Source organism: Microbulbifer sp. YPW16 (assembly GCF_021290385.1).
Classification (GTDB): domain Bacteria; phylum Pseudomonadota; class Gammaproteobacteria; order Pseudomonadales; family Cellvibrionaceae; genus Microbulbifer; species Microbulbifer zhoushanensis.
On the sequence record NZ_CP089928.1, the window covers coordinates 3,105,707 to 3,127,986 of the forward strand.

At 62.5% G+C, this 22,280-nt stretch carries 23 protein-coding genes; 18 read left to right on the forward strand and 5 right to left on the reverse strand.

From position 1 onward, the window contains the following. Positions 1 to 2: 2 nt before the first annotated feature. The 13 genes from rplR (at position 3) to LVE68_RS13520 (ending at position 7,640) form a co-directional block, all read left to right on the forward strand. On the forward strand, positions 3 to 353 hold the full coding sequence (rplR, locus tag LVE68_RS13460) for a 50S ribosomal protein L18 (protein WP_232940904.1): 351 nt from the start codon (positions 3 to 5) through the stop codon (positions 351 to 353). 10 nt (positions 354 to 363) lie between these two features. Further along, the gene (rpsE, locus tag LVE68_RS13465; RefSeq protein WP_232940905.1) at positions 364 to 870 is read left to right on the forward strand and encodes a 30S ribosomal protein S5; all 507 of its coding nucleotides are present in this window, start codon (positions 364 to 366) and stop codon (positions 868 to 870) included. Positions 871 to 910: 40 nt separating this feature from the next. After that, positions 911 to 1,096, forward strand: coding sequence for a 50S ribosomal protein L30 (rpmD, locus tag LVE68_RS13470; RefSeq protein WP_232940906.1), 186 nt, complete (start codon positions 911 to 913; stop codon positions 1,094 to 1,096). A 1-nt stretch (position 1,097) separates the two neighbouring features. Continuing rightward, the gene (gene rplO, locus LVE68_RS13475) at positions 1,098 to 1,532 is read left to right on the forward strand and encodes a 50S ribosomal protein L15 (protein WP_232940907.1); all 435 of its coding nucleotides are present in this window, start codon (positions 1,098 to 1,100) and stop codon (positions 1,530 to 1,532) included. Positions 1,533 to 1,543: 11 nt separating this feature from the next. After that, entirely contained in the window at positions 1,544 to 2,890 is a 1,347-nt protein-coding gene (gene secY / locus LVE68_RS13480) for a preprotein translocase subunit SecY (protein ID WP_232940908.1), read from the forward strand. A gap of 42 nt (positions 2,891 to 2,932) precedes the next feature. Next, on the forward strand, positions 2,933 to 3,049 hold the full coding sequence (rpmJ, locus tag LVE68_RS13485; RefSeq protein WP_091516926.1) for a 50S ribosomal protein L36: 117 nt from the start codon (positions 2,933 to 2,935) through the stop codon (positions 3,047 to 3,049). A 306-nt stretch (positions 3,050 to 3,355) separates the two neighbouring features. Continuing rightward, positions 3,356 to 3,712: a 30S ribosomal protein S13 gene (gene rpsM / locus LVE68_RS13490; protein WP_232940909.1), complete on the forward strand. Its 357-nt coding sequence runs from the start codon at positions 3,356 to 3,358 to the stop codon at positions 3,710 to 3,712. Positions 3,713 to 3,786: 74 nt separating this feature from the next. Continuing rightward, on the forward strand, positions 3,787 to 4,176 hold the full coding sequence (gene rpsK, locus LVE68_RS13495; RefSeq protein ID WP_091516932.1) for a 30S ribosomal protein S11: 390 nt from the start codon (positions 3,787 to 3,789) through the stop codon (positions 4,174 to 4,176). 15 nt (positions 4,177 to 4,191) lie between these two features. Next, positions 4,192 to 4,812, forward strand: coding sequence for a 30S ribosomal protein S4 (rpsD, locus tag LVE68_RS13500; RefSeq protein ID WP_232940910.1), 621 nt, complete (start codon positions 4,192 to 4,194; stop codon positions 4,810 to 4,812). 27 nt (positions 4,813 to 4,839) lie between these two features. Continuing rightward, complete coding sequence (locus tag LVE68_RS13505; protein ID WP_232940911.1) at positions 4,840 to 5,844, forward strand: DNA-directed RNA polymerase subunit alpha; 1,005 nt, start codon at positions 4,840 to 4,842, stop codon at positions 5,842 to 5,844. 123 nt (positions 5,845 to 5,967) lie between these two features. After that, entirely contained in the window at positions 5,968 to 6,363 is a 396-nt protein-coding gene (gene rplQ / locus LVE68_RS13510) for a 50S ribosomal protein L17 (RefSeq protein WP_232940912.1), read from the forward strand. Positions 6,364 to 6,475: 112 nt separating this feature from the next. Next, positions 6,476 to 6,721, forward strand: a complete 246-nt coding sequence (locus LVE68_RS13515) for a YeaC family protein (protein WP_232940913.1) — start codon at positions 6,476 to 6,478, stop codon at positions 6,719 to 6,721. Positions 6,722 to 7,166: 445 nt separating this feature from the next. Beyond that, positions 7,167 to 7,640 (forward strand): hypothetical protein, encoded by a 474-nt coding sequence (locus LVE68_RS13520; RefSeq protein ID WP_232940914.1) that lies wholly within the window; start codon positions 7,167 to 7,169, stop codon positions 7,638 to 7,640. A gap of 139 nt (positions 7,641 to 7,779) precedes the next feature. Here the strand turns inward: LVE68_RS13520 and LVE68_RS13525 are convergent, their stop codons facing one another. Further along, the gene (locus tag LVE68_RS13525) at positions 7,780 to 9,234 is read right to left on the reverse strand and encodes a pectinacetylesterase family protein (RefSeq protein ID WP_232940915.1); all 1,455 of its coding nucleotides are present in this window, start codon (positions 9,232 to 9,234) and stop codon (positions 7,780 to 7,782) included. 388 nt (positions 9,235 to 9,622) lie between these two features. Here LVE68_RS13525 and LVE68_RS13530 point away from each other — a divergent pair, with 388 nt between their 5' ends. Beyond that, on the forward strand, positions 9,623 to 11,785 hold the full coding sequence (locus LVE68_RS13530; RefSeq protein ID WP_232940916.1) for a penicillin acylase family protein: 2,163 nt from the start codon (positions 9,623 to 9,625) through the stop codon (positions 11,783 to 11,785). Between the two features lie 56 nt (positions 11,786 to 11,841). On the opposite strand, the gene LVE68_RS13535 is transcribed toward LVE68_RS13530, so the two are convergent. The 3 genes from LVE68_RS13535 to uvrA are packed head-to-tail and all read right to left on the reverse strand — an operon-like array spanning position 11,842 to position 16,424. Next, positions 11,842 to 13,068 (reverse strand): Nramp family divalent metal transporter, encoded by a 1,227-nt coding sequence (locus tag LVE68_RS13535; RefSeq protein ID WP_232940917.1) that lies wholly within the window; start codon positions 13,066 to 13,068, stop codon positions 11,842 to 11,844. An 18-nt stretch (positions 13,069 to 13,086) separates the two neighbouring features. Continuing rightward, entirely contained in the window at positions 13,087 to 13,584 is a 498-nt protein-coding gene (locus LVE68_RS13540; RefSeq protein ID WP_233006721.1) for a GNAT family N-acetyltransferase, read from the reverse strand. A 14-nt stretch (positions 13,585 to 13,598) separates the two neighbouring features. Then, positions 13,599 to 16,424 carry an excinuclease ABC subunit UvrA gene (gene uvrA, locus LVE68_RS13545; protein ID WP_232940918.1) on the reverse strand — a complete coding sequence of 942 codons (2,826 nt, stop codon included), beginning with the start codon at positions 16,422 to 16,424 and terminating at the stop codon, positions 13,599 to 13,601. Positions 16,425 to 16,530: 106 nt separating this feature from the next. Here uvrA and LVE68_RS13550 point away from each other — a divergent pair, with 106 nt between their 5' ends. From LVE68_RS13550 to LVE68_RS13565, 4 genes are all read left to right on the forward strand, one after another. Beyond that, a complete protein-coding gene (locus LVE68_RS13550; protein WP_232940919.1) occupies positions 16,531 to 17,946 on the forward strand; it encodes a mannose-1-phosphate guanylyltransferase/mannose-6-phosphate isomerase in 1,416 nt (471 codons plus the stop codon). 113 nt (positions 17,947 to 18,059) lie between these two features. Continuing rightward, complete coding sequence (locus LVE68_RS13555) at positions 18,060 to 19,229, forward strand: MFS transporter (protein ID WP_232940920.1); 1,170 nt, start codon at positions 18,060 to 18,062, stop codon at positions 19,227 to 19,229. 177 nt (positions 19,230 to 19,406) lie between these two features. Then, positions 19,407 to 19,997, forward strand: a complete 591-nt coding sequence (ssb, locus tag LVE68_RS13560) for a single-stranded DNA-binding protein (protein ID WP_232940921.1) — start codon at positions 19,407 to 19,409, stop codon at positions 19,995 to 19,997. Between the two features lie 14 nt (positions 19,998 to 20,011). Beyond that, positions 20,012 to 20,854, forward strand: a complete 843-nt coding sequence (locus tag LVE68_RS13565) for a sugar nucleotide-binding protein (protein WP_232940922.1) — start codon at positions 20,012 to 20,014, stop codon at positions 20,852 to 20,854. Positions 20,855 to 21,000: 146 nt separating this feature from the next. Here the strand turns inward: LVE68_RS13565 and fabB are convergent, their stop codons facing one another. Next, complete coding sequence (fabB, locus tag LVE68_RS13570; protein WP_232940923.1) at positions 21,001 to 22,224, reverse strand: beta-ketoacyl-ACP synthase I; 1,224 nt, start codon at positions 22,222 to 22,224, stop codon at positions 21,001 to 21,003. Between the last annotated feature and the right edge of the window lie 56 nt (positions 22,225 to 22,280).

Consider the following 22,280-nt stretch of genomic DNA (forward strand, 5'->3'; position numbering starts at 1 on the left):
AAATGAACGTTAAGAAGCAATCTCGCTTGCGTCGTGCACGCCGTGCCCGCGCCAAGATCCGCGAGCTCGGCACTGTTCGCCTGACCGTGAACCGTACGCCGCGCCACATTTACGCACAGGTCCTGTCCGCCGATGGCGACAAGGTACTGGCTTCTGCCTCTACCCTGGACAAAGACCTGCGCTCAGGAAAAACCGGGAACGTCGATGCCGCTACTGCGGTTGGCACCCTGATCGCCGAGCGCGCCAAGGCCGCTGGTGTTGAGCAGGTCGCCTTCGATCGCAGCGGTTTCAAGTACCACGGCCGCGTAAAGGCTCTGGCTGACGCTGCCCGCGAAGCCGGTCTGAAATTCTAAGGGTTGAGTTATGGCTAGAGAGAAAGACAAAAGCAACGACGAAGGCCTGCAGGAAAAGCTGGTCCAGGTCAATCGTGTTGCCAAGACTGTTAAAGGTGGTCGTATTTTCGCCTTCACAGCACTGACTGTGGTTGGCGATGGTAACGGCCGTGTCGGCTTCGGCCGCGGCAAGGCCCGCGAAGTGCCGGTAGCGATCCAGAAGGCTATGGAAGCTGCGCGTCGCAACATGATTCAGGTTGAACTGAATGGCGACACCATCCAGTATGCCACCAACGGCCGCCACGGCGGTTCCAAGGTGTACATGCAGCCCGCCTCCCAGGGTACCGGTGTTATTGCCGGCGGTGCCATGCGCTCCGTCCTGGATATGGTTGGCGTGCACAACGTACTGGCCAAGTGCTACGGCTCCACCAATCCGGTGAACGTGGTGCGCGCTACTTTCAACGCGCTGGCTCAGATGAGCAGCCCGGAAGATGTAGCGGCCAAGCGCGGCAAGTCTGTTGAAGAAATCCTGAACTGATCGCGGTTCGGACACCAAGGTTATTTAGTGGGTTAAGACCATGGCTAAGAAGACCATTAAAGTCACCCAGATCAAAAGCATCGCCAAGCGCCTGAAAAACCATCAGGCGTGCGTTGCGGGTCTGGGCCTGCGCCGCATCGGTCACACTGTGGAAGTGGAAGACACTCCCTCCGTGCGCGGCATGATCAACAAAGTTAACTACCTGGTTAAGGTAGAGGGGGAATAACATGCGTTTGAACGACCTGTCTCCCGCAGAAGGCCACAAGCACGACGCCAAGCGCGTCGGCCGTGGTATCGGTAGCGGCCTGGGTAAAACCGGTGGCCGCGGCCACAAGGGCCAGAAATCCCGTTCCGGCGGATCCGTGCGTCCGGGCTTCGAAGGCGGCCAGATGCCGCTGCAGAAGCGCCTGCCGAAGTACGGTTTCACCGCGTACAGCTCCCGCTTTGCGGCGGAAGTGCGCGTCGGTGAGCTGAACAAGGTGGATGCGGACGTAATTGATTTGGCAGCGCTGAAGAATGCCGATATTATCGGCAGCCACGTAAAACGCGCCAAAGTGTTCCTGTCCGGCGAGCTGACCAAGGCGGTGACCGTCAAAGGTCTGGCAGTCAGCAAGGGCGCTAAAGCGGCCATCGAAGCTGCTGGCGGTAAAGTAGAAGACTAATTGAGGCCCCAATGGCACGACCAGGATCCGGCGTAAATTCCCTGGGCAACAGCAAGGGATTGGGCGAGCTTTGGGCTCGCCTTCGTTTTCTGTTCCTCGCGATACTGGTGTATCGCTTAGGTACCCATATTCCGGTGCCCGGCATTGATCCGGAGAAGCTGGCGAACCTGTTTAACCAGAACCAGGGAACAATCCTGGGCCTGTTCAACATGTTCTCCGGTGGCGCACTGGAACGCATGAGTATTCTGGCGCTGGGCATCATGCCGTACATCTCCGCGTCCATCATCATGCAGTTGATGACCGCGGTGACACCCTCTCTGGAAGCTCTGAAGAAAGAGGGGGACGCCGGCAGGCGCAAGATCAACCAGTACACCCGTTACCTGACGGTGGTGCTGGCCCTGATCCAGGGTATCGGCATGACCTTTGGTCTCGCTGGCCAGAACCTGGCCTACTCAGCTGAGCCCGCGTTCGGTTTCTACTTCGTGGCCGTCGTGTCACTGGTAACCGGTGCGGTGTTCATGATGTGGCTGGGTGAGCAGATCACCGAGCGCGGTGTCGGCAACGGTATTTCCATGCTGATCTTCGCCGGTATTGTGGCAGGCCTGCCCAGCGCGGTCGGCCAGGCTTTCGAGCAGGCGCGCCAGGGCGAGTTGCATCTCCTGCTGCTGCTGTTACTGGGCTTTATCTCGGTGGCCGTAGTGTACTTCGTGGTGTTCATGGAGCGCGGCCAGCGTCGCATTACCATTAACCACGCGCGCCGCCAGGCCGGTCGCTACTCCGCAGCCCCGGCTGCGCAGTCGAGCCACCTGCCGCTGAAGGTCAATATGGCCGGTGTGATCCCGGTAATCTTTGCCAGCAGCATCCTGCTGTTCCCCGCCACTCTGGCGCAGTGGTTCGGTGAGGGTGGTGAAGGCTTCGGTGCCCAGATCCTGCAGTGGATGGCGCTGCAACTGGGGCCGGGTCAGCCGCTGAACATTATCCTGTTCGCACTGCTGATCGGCTTCTTCTGCTTCTTCTATACGGCGTTGATGTTCAACCCGAACGAAGTGGCAGACAACCTGAAGAAATCCGGTGCCTATGTGCCCGGCATCCGTCCCGGTGAGCAGACCGCGCGCTACATCGACAGCGTGCTGACCCGTCTGACCCTGGTGGGTGCGGTATACATCGCATTGGTCTCCCTGCTGCCGCAGTTTCTGGTGGTCGGGTTTAACGTACCCTTTTATCTGGGTGGTACTTCACTGCTGATCGTCGTGGTCGTGGTGATGGACTTCATGTCACAGGTGCAGTCACACCTGTTGTCCCACCAGTACGAGGGGCTGATGAAAAAGTCCAACCTGCAAGGCTACGGTCGTCGCTGATCGCGACACCAGGCAGCAGTTTGATTGAATTGAGGTAAGGTCATGAAAGTACGCGCTTCTGTTAAAAAGATCTGCCGTAACTGCAAAATCGTGCGTCGCAAGGGCGTTCTGCGGGTAATCTGCAGCACCGATCCGCGCCACAAGCAGCGCCAGGGCTAATCGAGACAAGTCCGGTGGCTGGGATTCCCCTCCCGGTCACCGGCGCCGGATTCGACCTCCTGGTCGGTTCCGGGCAGCAGGGACCCACGGGTCAGCTGCTGCCAACAGGGGGCGTTGACTGTCGTCCGTTTCTTCTCGGGAGACCCGGGGAGAGGCGGACTATTGCAATTTAGTGTCTGAGAAGCTATTCTTGCGCGCCTTTTTGGTGGCGCCGCCGGTTTTTTAGTCGCTGTCAGCGCCGAATCTAGAGTTGAGTCACGCTTTGAAGACAAAGCACGTGGCTCCCAATACGTGGAGTATGCCTCTATGGCACGTATTGCTGGTGTCAATGTACCAGACCACAAGCACGCCGTGATCTCCCTGACCCATATCTATGGGGTCGGTCGCACCACGGCTAAATCAATTTTGGCAGCGGTTGGTATCGCTGAATCCACCAAAATCCGCGAACTGTCTGAAGAGCAGATCGAGTCCATCCGTGGCGAAGTTGCAAAGCTTTCCGTGGAAGGCGACCTGCGTCGTGAAGTATCCATGAACATCAAACGTCTGATGGACCTGGGTTGCTTCCGCGGTTTGCGCCACCGTCGCAGCCTGCCGCTGCGTGGCCAGCGCACCAAGACCAACGCCCGTACCCGCAAGGGTCCGCGCAAGCCGATCCGCAAGTAAGCGGCTCTCGCGGTTTAACAATCCCCGCGGCGCTTTGCTGGCCGGGGAGTTGATACAGGATTTAGGATACAGGTATGGCTAAGCCAAAAACTACTGTTCGCAAAAAGGTCAAAAAGACCGTTGTCGACGGTGTTGCCCACGTCCACGCATCGTTCAACAACACGATCGTGACGATCACTGATCGCCAGGGTAATACCCTCAGCTGGGCCACTGCCGGTGGTTCCGGTTTCCGTGGCTCGCGCAAGAGCACGCCTTTTGCAGCCCAGGTGGCCGCTGAGCGCGCGGGTAATGCCGCTCAGGAATACGGCCTGAAAAACCTCGACGTCGAAGTTAAGGGCCCCGGCCCCGGTCGCGAATCTGCTGTTCGCGCCCTGAATAACTGCGGCTTCAAGATCACCAATATCACCGACGTGACGCCGATCCCGCATAATGGTTGTCGTCCGCCCAAAAAGCGTCGCGTGTAAGAGGGGGCTGACAAAATGGCACGTTATATTGGACCAAAATGTAAACTTTCCCGTCGGGAAGGTACCGATCTGCAGCTGAAGAGCGGCGTTCGCCCGCACGACTCCAAGTGTCGTGCAGAGGCCAAGCCGGGCCAGCACGGCGCCGGCCGCGGCCGCCTGTCTGACTACGGCGTACAGCTGCGTGAAAAGCAGAAGGTTCGCCGCATCTACGGCGTACTGGAAAAGCAGTTCCGCAACTACTATAAGGAAGCGGCGCGCCTGAAGGGTGCAACCGGTGAAAACCTGCTGCAGCTGCTCGAGAAGCGCCTGGACAATGTGGTTTACCGCATGGGCTTCGGTTCTACCCGTTCTGAAGCACGCCAGCTGGTAGCTCACAAGGCGATTCTGGTTAACGGCAGCACCGTGAATATCCCGTCTTACCAGGTACAGGCTGGTGACGTGGTTTCTATTCGCGAGAAAGCCAAGAAGCAGATGCGTATCCAGAATTCCGTTTCCCTCGCCGCCCAGCGTGGCGATGTCGAGTGGGTAGATGTCAACGCGACCAAACTGGAAGGCACTTTCAAGCGTGTTCCGGATCGTGTTGACCTGCCGGCAGAGATCAACGAAAACCTTATCGTGGAACTCTACTCCAAGTAAGGGATACAACTGTAAACAGGTATGGCTATGCAGACTGCTGTCAACGAGTTTTTGACACCGCGTCGTATTGACGTCACTGAGTACAACCAGAATCACGCCAAAGTGGTTCTGGAGCCCCTGGAGCGTGGTTTCGGCCACACTCTGGGTAACGCCCTGCGTCGCATCCTGCTGTCCTCCATGCCAGGCTGCGCCGTCACCGAAGTCGAGATCGACGGTGTCGAGCACGAGTACAGCGCCATTGAAGGTGTGCAGGAAGACGTAATTGAAATCCTGCTCAACCTGAAGGACGTTGCCGTGGTCATGCACGGCAAGGACCAGGCAGTGCTGAGCCTGAGCAAGAAGGGCCCGGGTGCCGTGACCGCTGGTGATATCCAGGTGGATCACGACATCGAGATCGTCAACCCGGAGCACGTGATCGCCAATATTACCGGTGACGTGGAACTCAGCCTCCGTCTGACGGTGGCGCGCGGTCGTGGCTACCAGCCCGCCGACGCCCGTCACGAGGACGAGGAGGAAACCCGTGCGATTGGCCGTCTGCAGCTGGACGCTTCCTACAGCCCGGTCCGCCGCGTTTCCTACGCAGTGGAATCCGCGCGTGTAGAGCAACGGACTGACCTGGACAAGCTGGTTCTGGACCTGGAGACCAACGGTACCCTGGATCCGGAGGAGGCTATCCGTCGCGCCGCCACAATCCTCCAGCAGCAGCTGGCAGTGTTTGTGGACCTGGAAGGCCCGGATGAGTCCCAGCCCAAGCAGGACGAGCCGGAAGTCGATCCGGTACTGCTGCGCCCGGTGGATGACCTGGAGCTGACCGTGCGTTCGGCTAACTGTCTGAAAGCAGAGAACATCTACTACATCGGTGACCTGATCCAGCGCACCGAAGTGGAACTGCTGAAGACTCCGAACCTGGGCAAGAAGTCCCTGACTGAAATCAAGGACGTCCTGGCTTCCCGTGGTCTGTCCCTGGGCATGCGCCTGGAGAACTGGCCGCCGGCCAGCCTCAAGGGTGACAGCAAGCTGAGCCCCCTGTAAGCATCTGGTAAGCGCGGCTCCGGTCGCGCCGTCGATAGATAGAACCCGAGCGGTGACACGACCCTGTGCGGCACCGCTCCAGAACGACCTGCTGAGAAAGCAACTGTCGTAAGGAATTGAGTTATGCGTCATCGCTATAGTGGCCGTAAATTCAGCCGTACCAGTTCCCATCGCAAGGCCATGTTCAAGAACATGACTGCGTCACTGGTAGAACATGAACTGATCAAAACCACACTGCCGAAAGCCAAGGAGCTGCGCCGGGTTGCCGAGCCGCTGATTACCCTGGCCAAGAAGGACAGTGTTGCCAACCGTCGCCTGGCATTTGCCCGTATCCGTGACAAGGATGCCGTCAAGAAGCTGTTCGACGAACTGGGCCCGCGTTACGACGCTCGCCCGGGTGGCTATATCCGTATCCTGAAGTGTGGCTTCCGCGCCGGCGACAAGGCCCCCATGGCCTACGTCGAGCTGGTTGACCGCCCGCAGGCGGACGACGACGCAGCTGAGGCCGCCGAGGCCTGAGTCGCAGTCGTCAACGAAAAAGCCGGTCCCTGACCGGCTTTTTTTTCGCCTGTTTGTCGTATAATTGGCCGGTCGGTGCCCAGTGCGCCTTCCATGACCCGGAGGTTTCCCCATGGACTTGCAGCAACTGCTGGACAACCTGAACCCGCAGATCGTCGGCAGCCTCAAGCGCGCCATCGAGCTGGGCAAATGGCCCAATGGGGTGGCCCTGACCAGTGAGCAGAAGATGCTGTGTGCAGAAGCCGTGCGAGCCTGGGAGCTGCGCAACCTGCCACGAGAGTCCCAGGTGGGCTATGTGGCGCCGAAGAAAACGCCCTGTGGCGACAAGGACGAGGCCCAGCCCCTGAACTGGCGCTGATCCGATGCCGGGGAAAGCTGCCGGCAGCTGATACTGCGACAGACTTTCCCCAGGAACAGTCCGGGTAGCCCAGCCGGGTTGTACCGCAATTTCCCCATCTCCCCCGATCACTTTCTTTCCTGTCCTTGTACCGGTGTCTCGGCGGTGCCGCACCGTGCTTTTCTTCTGTCGCCAGATTTAACGCGTGAATGCATGGGCGGTCTCGGTTCCCGCCCCGGCTGGCGTTATGCTGAGTGAGGTGGGTAGGTCGTGGATGCAGACAAGGACAGGCTCTATGGGGAAACATCAACAAAGGTGGCTCTGGGCCCTGCCGGCGTTGGCGGTTGCGCTCTGGTGGGCGGGTAGTCAGTTGTATTCGGGAACGGGCGGGTCCGGTACCGTTGTAGAGGGGCCCGGCGGTATTCCCTCTGCACCTGCCGCAGTGGCCCGAGACAGGGATAGGATATTGGCAGGCGAGGGTGAGCCGACGCGGGACCAGTTGCTTTCACATCCCCGGGTAGAGGCTTACCTGGAGCGTGAGGAGGACAAGCGGGCGCTGAAGGCGTATTTCGCGGGCTCTGCGACTGCACCGGGTGATGAGGAGGCATGGGCGCTGATCGAGCGGATCGAGTCAGAGGGCCGGGTAATTGCTTTCGAGGCGTTGACCCTCAAGCTCGCCTGGCTGGAGCGCAACAGTACCGGTAAGGAGGAATTCGATCAGGCGGCCGCCGGGTTGATGGCCCAGTACCGCCAGCGCGCAGAAGCCCGTGAGGAATACGATCCCTACCGGGATGAGCCGGGGTTTGCCCGCTACAAGGCGATGGAAGCGCAGATCCTGCAGCGGGTCCAGGAAATGGATGTGTTCCCGGATGGGCTTACACGGCAGCAGTACCTGCGCCGGGAGTTACAGCAGGCGCGGGAAAAGGCCTACGGGAATTGAGGCGAAACCAGCGTCGATAGCCAGGGCTGCGAAACCGATCAATTCGTACCTGGTAAATCCGGCCGCCATGAACCTGCATTGAAAAAGGGCCGCCCCGGGGGACGGCCCTTTTTATGCCAACCAGGAAGAGTGGTGCCGGTCAGAGCAATCCACCCACCAGATCGTAGAACCAGTTGTTGTTATTTTCGAAGTCCGAGGTCTCGTCGGTTTCATACGCACGGATATAACTGCCGCCCTGGTAGTTGACGATATTGTTGAGGAAGTCACGGGTATCCAGTCCCAGCTGGGCGATTTCCCCATACTGTAGGTCGAGCACGGTGGTGCAGTGGCTTTCATTGAAGTTGCGGAAGCGGGGGAAGTAATAGCCCCAGTTACCGGTCTGGTCGAGCAACGGGATCAGGTTGTCGAAGGTGTCCTGCTGCCACCTGGCACGGAGCTTCGCCAGTTTGGATTGTGCATCTGGGTCATTGCCAATCTCACCGAAGAAACGCTCATAGGAGTAGGATGAAAAATTACCGTCCGCCAGGAAGTGGGTAATACCCAGTCGATCGCCGGGAAACTTATTTGAGAGGCCGCCGTAGAGGGTTGCCAGGGCATTGGGATCGAACCCGGGCGTAATCTGTGTGAGCAGGTTGATCGGGTTTTCGGCGGTCGCATCGCCATCATCCGAATAGGTCGTCCAGGAATCCAGCACTTCCCGATGCAGGGGCAGTGACGGATAGCTCTCGGGATCATTGCTGTCCCGCGGGGCATTGAATAGCGGTCCGGAATCATCCAGCAGGTAGCCGTAATCCACACTCATATCCGCGCGCAATTTCGAGTAATTCAGCAGTGCACCGATACTGCCCGCGCTGCAGCCGGCGGCGAGCATCTGCCGGGGTTTCTGCAGGTTGTTCTTGACCCAGGAAGTGACCGCCTGCACGTTGCGCAAGCCGTTGTGATGCCAGACCAGGTCGGGGTTCTGGCCGCTGGGATCCGCATACACCTGGGTCTTGTCCCCAACATAAATATCCCCGGTGCAGTAAGGCACGTAGACAATATTCCACTCGCCGGTCTTGAACTGGTCATAGGGATGATGGGTATAGATCAGGGGCGAGGCGGCTGCGGTGCCCAGGTTGGATGAGTTTTCGAAGTCCAGCAGGTTGATGTTCTGGACGTAGTCATCCGGTATGCCATTGGGATTGCGCGCGCCGCGGATACCCGCCTGGCCCGAGCAGCTCTCGTAATCCCAGCAGGCGCCGCCGCCCTCAAAATAGAAAATGGTATTGCTGGTGTCCGGCACCCGGTACACGAAAAACTTGTAGGGCGAGCCATTGCCGCACATGGCCCCGGTGCTTGCGGGCACGTCGACTTTCTGCCAGTTGTCGTAATCGGCCGGGTCAAACCCATCGTCGAAGCCATCGACTTCCCGGGACAGTGGGTACATTCCCTGTGTCTGTTCCTGCGTTACCGGACCATTGGCCTGGCGCGGCACTATGAGGTTGCCGAGGGTGGCCCAGAAGCCGTAATCCCCGGGTTCTGCGCTCACCTGGGCGCTGAGCGTGAGGCTGATGGCGGCACAGGCGAGCGCCGCACTGCGGAGAACTTTTATCATTTTTATCCCCTGATTGATCAGTGATTATCAGTCGTTTTCTCTCTGGCTGCGCCAGTTGGTACGGGGCCGTACTGCGGGGACAAAAATGCCTGGGAAATGTCCGTCTCGACCGGAGTAAAACGGGCGCTGAGCCGGTTCGCTACTTCGGTAAAACGCCCTGAGCCTAGTGCCTTGTCGGCCCAGGGTCGAGAATATTTGCAGGCAGAACTATCGGGTCACCATAGACGTACCAGTCTCCCCGGCAAGCTGAAAACTGCTTCACAAATTCAGGTGGAAAAGAAAGACAGCAAGACAGTGCCGGGGTTTGATTGCCACCAGTTCCGGCAGGCTTTACCCGGCGTCACGGGTGGGGGACACTGGCAGCAATAACAATAATCCTGGTGAGTCTATGGTCCGGTTAAAACGCCTGCTCTGGTTGGTGGCGATGGCAGCTCCCGCGGCACTTCTGGTGGCTTTCCTGAGCCTGCCCCCGGGGATCGAAACCCAGCTGGAACGGCATGGCTTTACTGCCGCTGCAGGGCGTTATGATGTGGAGATACTGCGGGACCAGTGGGGAGTGCCGCATATCTACGGCAGCACCGACCCGGATGTGGCCTTCGGGCTCGCTTATGCCCATGCCGAGGATGACTTCGCCACCATCCAGGATGTGATCCTCGCCACGCGCGGCACTCTGGCGGCGGAGAAAGGCATGGCCGCCGCCAGGACCGATTACCTGGCCCAGTGGATGGGTATCTGGCCGGCCATCGAGCGCGGTTACGCCACCTTGCCGGCGCAGACACGTGCGGTGGCCGAGGCCTATGCCGCAGGCCTCAACCTCTATGCCGCCCGGAACCCGGAGCGGGTTTCCCGTTATCTGTTGCCGGTGACCGGGCAGGACCTGGTGGCCGGCTTTACCTTCAAGACCCCCATGTTCTACGGCTTCGACGAGACGCTGGGCATGCTGCTGGACCCCGATGCACCCCACGAGGTTGCGCGCACCGGAGAGGCCTCCCTGACCTGGCAGCCACAGCAGCGCCTGCCTGTCGGCAGCCAGGGCATTGCCGTGGCACCACACCGCTCTGCCGATGGTGCCACCCGGCTGCTGGTGAACTCCCACCAGCCCCTGACCGGTCCGGTGGCCTGGTACGAGGCCCGGCTGCATTCAGGCGAGGGCTGGAATATGGCCGGCGCGACTTTTCCCGGGGCCCCGGTGATTATTCACGGGCACAATGCAAATATCGGCTGGTCCAACACCGTCAACAAGCCGGACCTGGTGGATATCTATCGCCTCACCATCAACCCCGATAACCCCGCGGAGTACCGGCTGGATGGTGAGTGGCGCAAATACAGGGAACGCACGGCGAAGATCACCGTCAGGCTCTGGGGGCCTTTCCACTGGACGGTGCAGCGGCCGATAAAAATTGCCGAGCACGGCCCGGTGCTGGAAACGGAACACGGAGTTTACGCGGTGCGCTGGGCCGGCATGGGAGAAATCCGCACACTGGATTTTATGCTGGCCCTGAACCGGGCTAAGGACCGGGAGGAGTTCGAGGCTGCCCTGCAGATGCAGGCCATGCCCAGCATCAATTACATCTATGCCGACAAGGCGGGCAACATCGCCCACTACTACAACGCCATGTTTCCCGAGCGCATCGGGGGCTGGGACTGGCAGAAAATCCTGCCCGGCGATCGCTCCGAACTTATCTGGCAGCGGTACCGGGATTTCAGCGCGGTGCCCAGGACGGTTAATCCCGTCTCCGGCCTGGTCTACAACGCCAACAATGCCCCGTTCCAGGCCACCGACGGCGACGACGATGCCTGGGCCGAGGACTATCCGGACAGCATGGGCATCGAAACCCGGGTCACCAACCGGGCCCTGCAGATCGAGGCCCTTTACGGTGCCGAGCAGAAAATCTCTGCGGAAGAATTCGAGCGGCTCAAATTCGACCACCGCTACCACCCGGACTCCTACCAGGTGAAAGCGTTGCGTCGCTGGCTGGCCAGTGAAAAACCCGCAGATTTATTGCGTGAGCCCTATCACTCGGCGCTGGCTGCGCTGGCCCGGTGGGACCTTTCCACGTCCCGCGACAACCGGCAGGCGGCCCTGGCCGTGCTGACGCTGCAGCCGGTGCAGGACGCCGGGAACGAAGCGGTTTCCGATACTGTGATCGGGCTGGCATTCCGCCGGGCGGTGGATCAGCTGGTCGAGCATCATGGCAATGTCGAGGTGCCCTATGGCGCGGTCAATCGCCATGTCCGCGGTGGGCAGGGCTGGCCGTTGAACGGCGGGCCGGACACATTGCGCGCGGTCTACGGTGGGCCACTGAATGGCGCGGGTGAGCTGGAGAATCGCGCCGGCGACGGGTACATCATGGTGGTCGCCTGGGACGATGAGGGGCGGGTGCGCTCGCGCGCCGTGCATAACTTCGGTTCAGCCACCCTGGACCATACATCCCCGCACTACGCAGACCAGGCGCCGCTGTTTGCCGCGGAGAAGCTGCGACCGGTGCACTTCGAGCGGGCGGCACTGGAATCCCATGTCACACGTCGGTATCGCCCGGGGCAGGAGTGATAAACAGGCAAGCCGCTTCCCCCGACTGGGCGGGAGCGCCCGCGGACGAGTTGCTGTCAGAGCAGCCCGAATGCCGACATCAGGCTGCGGCCGCCGAGCATTACCGTTACCAGCAATACCAGCAGCCCGGCCAGGTTCTGCCAGCGCGAGTTGCGGTACTCGCCCAGCCTGGGGGTATTCATCTCCCACAGCAGGAAGCCGGTAACGACCGGCAGCAACAGGCCGTTGGCGACCTGGGCAAACCAGATTACCTGCACCGGCTCCAGCTCCAGCGTGGCCACTCCCGCGCCGGTAACCAGTACCGCTATCCACAGGCTGCGAAAGCCCGCGGACCTGAGGTCGGGGCGCAGGCCCAGGACGCCGCCCAGGGCGTAGGCCGCTGCCAGCGGGGCGGTAACCGCTGAGGATATGCCCGCGGCGAACAGGCCGACTCCCATCATTGCGGTGGCCAGGTCGCCGAACAGCGGCCGCATTGAGGTGGCGATATCGGCCGCGCCCTGCAACGCCAGCTGGTGCCTGAAGAAGGCGGCCGCAGCGGTGGCGACGATGGCCATGGAGATCAGTCCACCGAGGGGAATGGAAAACAGGATGTCGCTGCGCGCGCTGGGAAGGTCGCGTGGATGCCGCCACCTGCGGCTGGCGCTGGCACTGTGCAGGAACAGGTTGTAGGGCACCACCGTGGTCCCCACCAGGGCGATGACGGTCAGGGTTGCGCCCTCCGGAATCCGCGGTACCAGCAGTCCCTGGAACAGCGCGGGGATATCGGGCCGGCTGATCAGGAAGGTGGCAAGGAAGGCCAGGCTCATCAGGCCCACCAGGGCGACCAGGGTTTTTTCCACCAGTCGGTAGCTGCCGCTCCACAGCAGCGCAAACGCCACCAGGGCGATCAACACTGCCCAGGGGTTGAAGCCCCAGCGGGATGGGTCCCCATCACCGGTGAGGGCGCGAAGGCCCATACCGGCGCCGGCGATATTGCCGCCCTGGTAGGCGGCATTGCCCACCAGGATGGCGCTGGCCACCAGGGCGATGGCGGCGAAGCGCGGCAGCGGCCGGCGAAAGGATTCACGGATATTCTCCCCCAGGCCACGGCCGGTCACCACGCCCAGGCGTGCCGCCATCTCCTGCAGCACGATGCTGGCCAGTACCGCGAACAGCAATGCCCAGAGCAGGGCGTAGCCATAGTTGGCGCCGGCGAGGCTGGCGGTGACCACGGTGCCGGGGCCGATGAAAGCGGCCGCTACCATGGTAGCGGGGCCGATACTCAGGTGCCTGGTGATTTTCATTATTTTTATGTTCTGTATTTATCTGGCGTAGAGGTGCAGTCCCGTTTCCTCCGGGGTCAAATCGAATTCCCGCTCGAACCGCATGCCCAGTTTTTGCAGCACCCGGGCAGAGCCAGTATTTGCCGGCTGCACAAGCCCCACAATCCGTCGCAGGCCCATTTCCCCGCGACCGCAGGCCATCACAGCCTGCGCCGATTCGGTAGCCAGCCCCCGTCCCCAGTACGCGGGCAGGAAGCGGTAGCCTATATCCACCTCTTCGATTTCCGGTACAAACTTCAGGCCGCAGAAGCCGATCAGGTTGCCCGTGCTTTTCTCGATACAGGCCAGCCGGCCGAAGCCCCGCTCGCGGTAATCGCGCAATGGCTTGTCTTCCAGGGCCCGGGTGGCCTCGGCCAGAGAGCTGAACGGGGCCTGGCCGGTGTAGCGGACCACCTCGGGGTCTGCGCTGAGGGCATAGAAACCGGGTGCATCGTCCAGCGTGAACTTTCGCAGTCGCAGTCGCGCCGTCTCTATCACCGTCAACAGCCCCGTTATTGCAGCATCGGCTTCAGGAAGCGACCGGTGTGGGATACCTCCATCTCCGCCACTTCCTCCGGGCTGCCGGTGGCGATGATCTCGCCGCCGCCGGAGCCGCCCTCCGGGCCCAGGTCGACAATCCAGTCGGCGGTCTTGATGACATCCAGGTTGTGCTCGATCACTACCACGGTATTGCCGTGGTCCCGCAGCCGGTGCAGGACGTCCAGCAGCAACTGGATATCGGCAAAGTGCAGGCCGGTGGTGGGCTCGTCGAGGATATACAGGGTCTGGCCGGTGTCCCGCTTGGACAGCTCGCGGGACAGCTTGACCCGCTGTGCCTCGCCGCCGGAAAGCGTGGTGGCCGCCTGGCCCAGCTTGATATAGGACAGGCCCACATCCATCAGTGTCTGCAATTTCTTGGCAATAGCCGGCACCGGGTCGAAGAACTCCCGGGCCTCCTCCACGGTCATCTCGAGGACTTCATTGATGTTCTTGCCCTTGTAGTGCACCTCGAGGGTCTCGCGGTTATAGCGCTTGCCCTTGCAGGTGTCGCAGGGCACATAGATATCGGGCAGGAAGTGCATCTCCACCTTGATCACCCCATCCCCCTGGCAGGCCTCACAGCGGCCGCCCTTGACGTTGAAGCTGAAGCGGCCGGGCTTGTAGCCCCGCGAGCGCGCCTCCTGGGTGCCGGCGAACAGCTCGCGGATCGGGGTGAAGATCCCGGTGTAGGTGGCGGGGTTCGAGCGCGGCGTGCGGCCGATCGGGCTCTGGTCGATATCCACGCACTTGTCGAAATGCTCCAGGCCGTGCACCGCGGCATGGGGCGCGGCCTTGAGGGTGGTGGCCTTGTTCAGCGCCGTCGCCGCCAGCGGGTAGAGGGTGGCATTGATCAGGGTGGACTTGCCGGAGCCGGATACCCCGGTGACACAGGTGAGCAGGCCCACCGGGATCTCCAGGTCGACCTCCTTGAGGTTGTTGCCGCTGGCGCCCTCGATACGCAGTTTGTATTCCGGGTCGGGCAGGTAGCGTTCCTCGGGGACGGCAATTTCCTTGGCACCGGACAGGTACTGGCCGGTAAGTGAGCGCTCACAGGCGGTAATAGCCTCGGCCGGTCCGGCGGCCACCACTTCGCCGCCGTGCACGCCGGCGCCGGGGCCGATATCGACGATGTAGTCCGCGCTGCGGATGGCGTCCTCATCGTGCTCCACCACGATCACCGTGTTGCCCAGGTCGCGCAGGTGGGTGAGGGTGGCCAGCAGGCGTTCGTTGTCGCGCTGGTGCAGGCCGATGGAGGGCTCGTCGAGGATATACATCACGCCGACAAGACCGGCCCCGATCTGGCTGGCCAGGCGGATACGCTGGGCCTCGCCGCCGGACAGGGTTTCGGCGCTGCGATTCAGGGTCAGGTAGTTGAGGCCCACATCTACCAGAAAGCGGAAGCGATCCCGCAGCTCCTTGAGGATCTTGTCGGCAATCTCTTTCTGTGCGCCCTGGAAGGTAAGCTGGTGGTCGAAGTAGTCAAAGGCATCGCCCACGGGCAGCTCGGTGAGTTGCGCCAGGGTACGGTTGTCCACGAACACGTTGCGCGCCTCGCGGCGCAGGCGGGTACCGCTGCACTCGGGGCAGTTCTGGGTGCTGAGGTATTTTGCCAGTTCGTCGCGTACCGACTGTGATTCGGTGTCGCGGTAGCGGCGCTGGAAGTTGGGGATGATGCCCTCGAAGGTGTGCCGGCGCACGGTGACATCGCCACGGTCATTGACGTAGCTGAAGTCGATCACCTCGTCGCCGCTGCCGTGGAGGATCACCTCGCGATGGGCCTTGCGGAGTTTGTTCCACGGCTTGTCCAGGTCGAAGCCGTAGTGCTCGGCCAGAGAATCGAGCATGTGATAGTAGTAGATATTGCGGCGGTCCCAGCCGCGGATCGCGCCCTCGGAGATGCTGCTCTCCGCATCCAGGATCACCTTGTCCTCGTCGAAGAACTGCTTGACCCCCAGGCCATCACAGCTGGGGCAGGCGCCGGCCGGGTTATTGAACGAGAACAGCCGAGGTTCCAGCTCGTTCAGTGAGTAATCACACACCGGACAGGCGTGGCGGGCGGAAAACAGGCGGTCTTCCTGGTCGCCGTCCATAAAGCTGATGGAGGCGATGCCCTCGGTCAGGGCTAGGGCGGTCTCGAAGGATTCGGCCAAACGCAGCTGCAGGTCGGGGCGCACCTTGAACCGGTCCACCACCACCTCGACGGTGTGCTTGCGACGCTTGTCGAGCTTGGGGGTGTCGTCCAGGTCGCAGACCACACCGTCGATCCGTGCGCGCACAAAACCGTCGCGGCGCAGCCGCTCGAAGACATGCAGGTGCTCACCCTTGCGGTCGCGCACCACCGGTGCCAGCAGCATCAGCTTGCTGCCCTCTGGCAGCGCCAGTACCTGGTCCACCATCTGGCTCACCGTCTGGGCCTGCAGGGGTTCTGCGTGGTCCGGGCAGCGCGGCTCGCCGACCCGTGCAAACAGCAGGCGCAGGTAATCGTAAATCTCGGTAATGGTGCCCACGGTGGAGCGCGGGTTGTGGGAGGTGGACTTCTGTTCAATGGAAATGGCCGGTGACAGGCCTTCCACGGTATCCACGTCCGGTTTTTCCATCATCGACAGGAACTGGCGTGCGTAGGTGGACAGCGATTCCACGTAGCGGCGCTGGCCCTCGGCATACAGGGTGTCGAAAGCCAGTGATGACTTGCCGGAACCGGACAGTCCGGTGATCACGATAAGTTTATCGCGGGGAATATCGAGGTCGATATTCTTCAGGTTGTGGGTGCGCGCACCCCGGACATAAATCGTATCCACGCAGCATCCTGTGGTTTGGTCGGAAAACAGGCAAGTATAATCTCTCCGGCACTTGTGCCAAAATCTGGCCTCAAATTAATCACCCTTACCTCCGGAACGGATATCCATGATTCCCGTGATTCTCTGCGGTGGCACTGGTTCGCGCCTGTGGCCACTCTCCCGTGAAGCCTACCCGAAACAGTTCCTGCCGCTGGCTGGCAGCGACACCATGTTGCAGGCTACCGCCATGCGCCTGGACGGTGTGGCCGGTGTGGCCGCACCAATCCTGGTCTGCAATGAGGAGCACCGCTTCGCCGCCGCCGAGCAGCTGCAGGAAGTCGGTCGCTCGGCGCAGTCGATTCTGCTGGAGCCCTGCGCGCGCAACACCGCGCCGGCCATTGCTCTGGCGGCGCTGGCGGCACTCGAGGATGCCGGGGAGGGCGAGGACCCGCTGTTGCTGGTGCTGCCGGCCGATCACGCAGTGGCGGATATCCCCGCCTTCGAGCGCGCGGCCGCCGGAGCGCGGGAACTGGCGGAGCGCGGTCACCTGGTCACTTTCGGCATCGTGCCCACCTGTGCCGAGACCGGTTACGGTTACATCCGTCGCGGCGAGGAGCTGGGGGAGGGCGCCTGGAAGGTGGCCGAGTTTGTCGAGAAACCGGATGCCGCGACCGCAGAGCGCTACCTGGACAGCGGCGACTACAGCTGGAACAGCGGCATGTTCCTGTTCCGCGCCTCACGCTACCTGGAGGAGCTGCGCGAATACCGGCCGGGTATCCTCGAGGCCTGCCGCGCGGCTTTCGCCGGTGCGGCGCGGGACCTGGATTTCACCCGGGTCGACGCGGCAGCTTTCGCCGCCTGCGAGAGCGAGTCGGTGGATTACGCAGTGATGGAACGTACCGAGTCTGCGGCAGTGGTGCCCATGGACGCCGGCTGGAGTGATGTGGGCTCCTGGTCTGCACTGTGGGAGCTGGCCGAGAAGGACGGTGACGATAACCTGCTGCACGGGGACGTACTGGCAGAGGACTCCAGTGGCTGCCTGGTGCGGGCGGACAACCGCCTGGTGGGCCTGCTGGGGGTGCGCGACCTGGTGGTGGTGGACACCGATGATGCGGTGTTGATCGCGGACAAGGGCCGGGTGCAGGAAGTCAAGAAGCTGGTGCGGCGGCTCGAGCAGTCCGGCCGTGGCGAGGCCCGCGCGCACCGCAAGGTCTACCGGCCCTGGGGTTACTACGACTCCATCGACGCCGGTCCCCGGTTCCAGGTCAAGCGCATCGTGGTCAAGCCGGGGCGGCAGCTGTCCCTGCAGATGCACCACCACCGTGCGGAGCACTGGATCGTGGTACGCGGCACCGCCCGTGTCACCCGTGGGGAGGAAGAGCTGCTGGTCACAGAAAATGAATCCACCTATATCCCCCTGGGCGTGACCCACCGGCTGGAAAACCCGGGTTCCATCCCGCTGGAGCTTATCGAGGTGCAGTCCGGCAGCTACCTGGGGGAAGACGATATCGTCCGCCTCGAAGACAAATACGGGCGTAGCTGACAACACGGCAGGCTCGACGGCACGGTTCCGGTTCCCAACCGGGGCCGCGCCGCTGTTACAATGCGCGCCCATTGAAGCTGTGCGCCCGGACCCCCGGATGAATCCCTCTGCCCATGAATGCCACTGAACGACGCGCCCTGATGGGGCTCGCCTCGCTTTACATATTCCGCATGCTCGGCCTGTTTATGGTGCTGCCGGTGCTGTCCGTGTACGGTGCCGACTACAGCCACAGCACGCCGTTCCTGCTGGGCATCGCCCTGGGGGCCTACGGGCTCAGCCAGGCCCTGCTGCAGGTACCGCTGGGCATCCTGTCGGATCGCTGGGGTCGCAAGCCGGTCATTTTCCTGGGGCTGGGGGTGTTTGCCCTGGGTAGCGTGGTGGCAGCCAATACCGACTCTGTTTACGGCCTGATCGCCGGCCGGGTGCTGCAGGGCTGCGGTGCCATTGCCGCCGCCACCATGGCGCTGATGGCAGACCTGACGCGGGACGAGAACCGCGGCAAGGCGATGGCGGCGATCGGCGCTGCGATTGGCATTTCCTTTATGCTCGCGGTCATGCTGGGCCCGGTACTGGCGGGGGCCGGCGGGCTGGCGGCGATTTTCTGGGTGACCGCCGTGCTGGCACTGCTGGGCATGCTGATGCTCTGGCGCCTGGTACCGACACCGGCAGCCGCCGCGCGGCCGGCGGTGAACCGTGCCGGCTTCCGGGAGCTGCTGGCCAGCGGCAATACCTGGCAGCTGGTCAGCGGGGTGTTCTTTTCCCATCTGCTGCTGACCGCCCTGTTTGTGCCGCTGCCACTGGTACTGGTGGAACAGCTGGGTGTGCCCGGCGCCGCGCACTGGAAAATATACGGGCCGCTGATGCTGGGCGCCTTCGTGGTGATGCTGCCCCTGATGCGCCTGGCGGAGCGCCGGGGCTGTGTCTCCCGGGCAATGGCGCTGGCCCTGCTGGGACTTGGGGGCGGCAGCGCCGCCCTGGTACTGCCGGTTGGCCCGGCGGGATTGCTGGCCCTGCTGGCGGTGTTCTTCATTGCCTTCAACCTGCTGGAGGCACTGTTGCCGGCCCAGCTGACCCGCACCGCCCCGGCCGAGTCCCGCGGCGCGGCCAGCGGCCTGTACGCGACTTTCCAGTTCCTGGGCGCATTTGCCGGCGGCAGCCTGGGCGGATACCTGTTCGGAGCCGGCGGGGCGCCCTCGGTTGCCGCGCTGGGTGGCGCGGTGCTGTTGGCCTGGGGGCTGCTGTGGTGGTTCCTGGAAGGGCGCCGGCAGCTGGCGCCCGGCTGAGCTGGGCACCCCGGCAGCGACTGTTGTATGCTGCTGGATAAAAATACACTGGTTGCAGGGGGCAACCTGCCGCTGGTGCCACGTTGGCGCCGGCGGGTGATAGGGACAGCCTGAGACTATTCAGACCATTTGATAATTGCCGCCCGGGGCGTACCGCGGGCGAAAGAGGAGAGGGCCATGGCCAAGGGTATTAACAAAGTCATCCTGATCGGCAATCTGGGCGCAGACCCGGAGACCCGCTATATGCCGAGCGGCGGTGCGGTAACCAACGTCAACCTGGCGACTTCCGAGACCTGGAAGGACAAGCAGACCGGCCAGCAGCAGGAGCGCACCGAGTGGCACCGTGTGGTGTTCTTCAATCGCCTGGCGGAGATCGCCGGCGAGTACCTGCGCAAGGGCAGCAAGGTCTACATTGAGGGCTCACTGCGCACGCGCAAGTGGCAGGACAAGAACAGCGGCCAGGACCGCTACACCACCGAGATCGTTGCCAGCGAAATGCAGATGCTCGACAGCCGCGGCGGTGACCAGGGCGGCTACGGCCAGGGTATGGGTGGCCAGGGCATGGGTAACCAGGGCGGTTACGGCCAGCAGAACCAGGGTGGTTTCCAGCAGGGCGGCGACCCCTATGCACAGGGTAACCAGGGACGCTCTGCTCCCTCGCCCATGGCACCCTCGAACCAGCCGCCTTCCAATCAGCCGTCCCAGCAGCCGAACCAGGCGCCGGCCGGTGGTTTCGACAACAGCTTCGATGACGATATTCCCTTCTGATTCGCGGGTTCTGCGTGCCTGATTATCACACGGGTTACCAGCCGGATACCGTCGCCGTTATCGGTGCCGGCAACTACATCGATGCCCCGCTGCAGAAACGCCTGCAGCGGGTGGGCTTTCGCGTGCAGATGCTGGGGCCGGGTGAACTCGACCAGTTGCGCCCCGGCGCCCTGGTGATCAACGCTGCCTGCTGTGCCGGCAGTGAGTTCATGGACACGGCCCTGCAGGTCTGTCGTGAACTCGCCCGACGCGATGACTACAGCCACCTGGTGCATATCTCCTCTTACCGGGTTTTCGCCGGGGGTGCGCGCAAACGCTACGACGAGGACGATGAGCCCAATGCCGAGTCCGCCAGCGGCCGCCAGTGGCTGGCCTGCGAGCAGGCCCTGGCCGGTAGCGACAACCTCACGGTGCTGCGTTTCGGCTGGATGGTCGATCGCAGTGAAAATGCGCTGCTGGCGCGTGTGCTGCAGGCGCTGCTGGAGAACCGCACCATCGCCGTGGACGATGAGAGTCGCGGCAGCCCGGTGACGATCGCGGACCTGGTGCGGGTGGTGGTGGCGGTCGCCCAGCAGCTGGCCAGCGGCGCGCCGCGCTCCGGTGTCTACCACTATGGTGCTGCCGACAGTTGCACGGCGCTGGAATTCGCCCGCGAGGCGGTCGAGCGGGCCCAGTCGTTCCTCGACGAGGGCAGTGCGATCGAGCCGGAGCCCCTGGCGGAACCGGTGGGTAACCGCAGCGCGGTGCTCGCCTGCAGCAGCCTGCGGGACGTATTTGGTATCCAGCAGCGCAGCTGGAGGCAGGGACTTACCCGGCAGGTAGAGCTGTGGCTCGAAAGGCTCGGCAGCGGTCGCTGAGACACGGCGTGGCCACCCCCTTGCTTAAATCATGAAGGGGCGCGGCGGGGGCCGGCGGGTAGCCGGTTATCCATGGCACAAAAAAAGGGCGATCCATCCGGATCGCCCTTTTTATTTGCGCTGGCGGGCTCTCGCCCGCCCATCGCTCACACTTTGTCGAACACCAGGCTGGCGTTGGTACCACCAAAACCGAAGCTGTTGGACAGCACGCGGCGCAGTTCAGTCTTGCGCAGCTCGGTGACCAGGTCCATGCCCTCGGCCTGCTCATCACGGTTCTCCACGTTGGCGGAGGCGGTGATAAAGCCTTCCTGCATCATCAGCAGGCAGTAGATTGCCTCGTGCACACCGGCAGCGCCCAGGGAGTGACCGGTCAGGGACTTGGTGGAGGAGAAAGCCGGGGCCTGCTCGCCAAACACCTCGCGCATAGCGCGCAGCTCGGCCACGTCGCCCACCGGGGTCGAGGTGCCGTGGGTATTGATGTAATCCACGCTGCCCTCCAGCCCATTGCCATCCATGCCGGCCAGGGCCTGTTGCATGCAGCGTACTGCGCCTTCACCGCTGGGGGCCACCATGTCGTAACCGTCTGAGGTGGCGCCATAGCCGGTCAGCTCAGCATAAATGGTGGCGCCGCGGGCCTTCGCGTGCTCCATCTCCTCCAGTACCAGGCAACCGCCGCCGCCGGCAATTACAAAACCGTCGCGGTCGGCGTCATAGGGGCGTGAGGCGCGCTCGGGGGTGTCGTTGTACTTGCTCGACAGGGCACCCATGGCATCGAACAGGTGCGTCAGGCTCCAGGCCAGTTCCTCGCCGCCGCCGGCAAAGACAATGTCCTGCTTGCCCATCTGGATAAGCTCGGCACCGTTGCCGATACAGTGTGCGCTGGTGGCACAGGCGGACGAGATGCTGTAATTCACGCCCTTGATCTTGAACGGCGTGGCCAGGCAGGCCGACACGGTGCTGCCCATTACCTGCGGCACCCGGAAGGCACCGACGCGGCGCACGCCTTTCTCCTTCAGGGTTTGCGCGGCATCGATAATGGCTGCGGTGGAGGTGCCGCCAGAGCCCATCACCAGGCCGGTGCGGGGGTTGGAGATATCGCTCTCCTCCAGGCCCGAGGTGCGGATGGCCTCCTGCATGGCGATATAGGCATAGGCCGCGGAGTCGCCCATGAAGCGCAGGTGCTTGCGGTCGATATGGTCCCTGAAATCGATCTCCACCGGGCCCGCAACCTGGCTGCGCAGCCCCAGTTCGCGATACTCCTCGTTGGCACGAATGCCGCTGCGGCCCGCTTTCAGTGAGGCGGACACGGACTCCAGGTCCGTGCCGATACAGGAAGTGATACCGAGTCCGGTGATGGCTACCCGTCGCATAAGTGGTCTCCAGTAAAGCTTTCCGGCAGTTTACGTTGTTATTGTGCCCGGAGTTT

What these genes read in the sequence shown, in the direction of transcription:
- rpmD (WP_232940906.1), top strand. Translation starts at nt 911, where the DNA reads ATGGCTAAGAAGACCATTAAAGTCACCCAGATCAAAAGCATCGCCAAG.
- rpsE (WP_232940905.1), top strand. Translation starts at nt 364, where the DNA reads ATGGCTAGAGAGAAAGACAAAAGCAACGACGAAGGCCTGCAGGAAAAG.
- rpsK (WP_091516932.1), top strand. Translation starts at nt 3,787, where the DNA reads ATGGCTAAGCCAAAAACTACTGTTCGCAAAAAGGTCAAAAAGACCGTT.
- ssb (WP_232940921.1), top strand. Translation starts at nt 19,407, where the DNA reads ATGGCCAAGGGTATTAACAAAGTCATCCTGATCGGCAATCTGGGCGCA.
- rpsM (WP_232940909.1), top strand. Translation starts at nt 3,356, where the DNA reads ATGGCACGTATTGCTGGTGTCAATGTACCAGACCACAAGCACGCCGTG.
- rpsD (WP_232940910.1), top strand. Translation starts at nt 4,192, where the DNA reads ATGGCACGTTATATTGGACCAAAATGTAAACTTTCCCGTCGGGAAGGT.
- fabB (WP_232940923.1), bottom strand. Translation starts at nt 22,224, where the DNA reads ATGCGACGGGTAGCCATCACCGGACTCGGTATCACTTCCTGTATCGGC.
- rplO (WP_232940907.1), top strand. Translation starts at nt 1,098, where the DNA reads ATGCGTTTGAACGACCTGTCTCCCGCAGAAGGCCACAAGCACGACGCC.
- secY (WP_232940908.1), top strand. Translation starts at nt 1,544, where the DNA reads ATGGCACGACCAGGATCCGGCGTAAATTCCCTGGGCAACAGCAAGGGA.
- LVE68_RS13550 (WP_232940919.1), top strand. Translation starts at nt 16,531, where the DNA reads ATGATTCCCGTGATTCTCTGCGGTGGCACTGGTTCGCGCCTGTGGCCA.
- LVE68_RS13530 (WP_232940916.1), top strand. Translation starts at nt 9,623, where the DNA reads ATGGTCCGGTTAAAACGCCTGCTCTGGTTGGTGGCGATGGCAGCTCCC.
- LVE68_RS13535 (WP_232940917.1), bottom strand. Translation starts at nt 13,068, where the DNA reads ATGAAAATCACCAGGCACCTGAGTATCGGCCCCGCTACCATGGTAGCG.
- LVE68_RS13505 (WP_232940911.1), top strand. Translation starts at nt 4,840, where the DNA reads ATGCAGACTGCTGTCAACGAGTTTTTGACACCGCGTCGTATTGACGTC.
- rplQ (WP_232940912.1), top strand. Translation starts at nt 5,968, where the DNA reads ATGCGTCATCGCTATAGTGGCCGTAAATTCAGCCGTACCAGTTCCCAT.
- LVE68_RS13525 (WP_232940915.1), bottom strand. Translation starts at nt 9,234, where the DNA reads ATGATAAAAGTTCTCCGCAGTGCGGCGCTCGCCTGTGCCGCCATCAGC.
- rpmJ (WP_091516926.1), top strand. Translation starts at nt 2,933, where the DNA reads ATGAAAGTACGCGCTTCTGTTAAAAAGATCTGCCGTAACTGCAAAATC.
- rplR (WP_232940904.1), top strand. Translation starts at nt 3, where the DNA reads ATGAACGTTAAGAAGCAATCTCGCTTGCGTCGTGCACGCCGTGCCCGC.
- LVE68_RS13555 (WP_232940920.1), top strand. Translation starts at nt 18,060, where the DNA reads ATGAATGCCACTGAACGACGCGCCCTGATGGGGCTCGCCTCGCTTTAC.
- LVE68_RS13515 (WP_232940913.1), top strand. Translation starts at nt 6,476, where the DNA reads ATGGACTTGCAGCAACTGCTGGACAACCTGAACCCGCAGATCGTCGGC.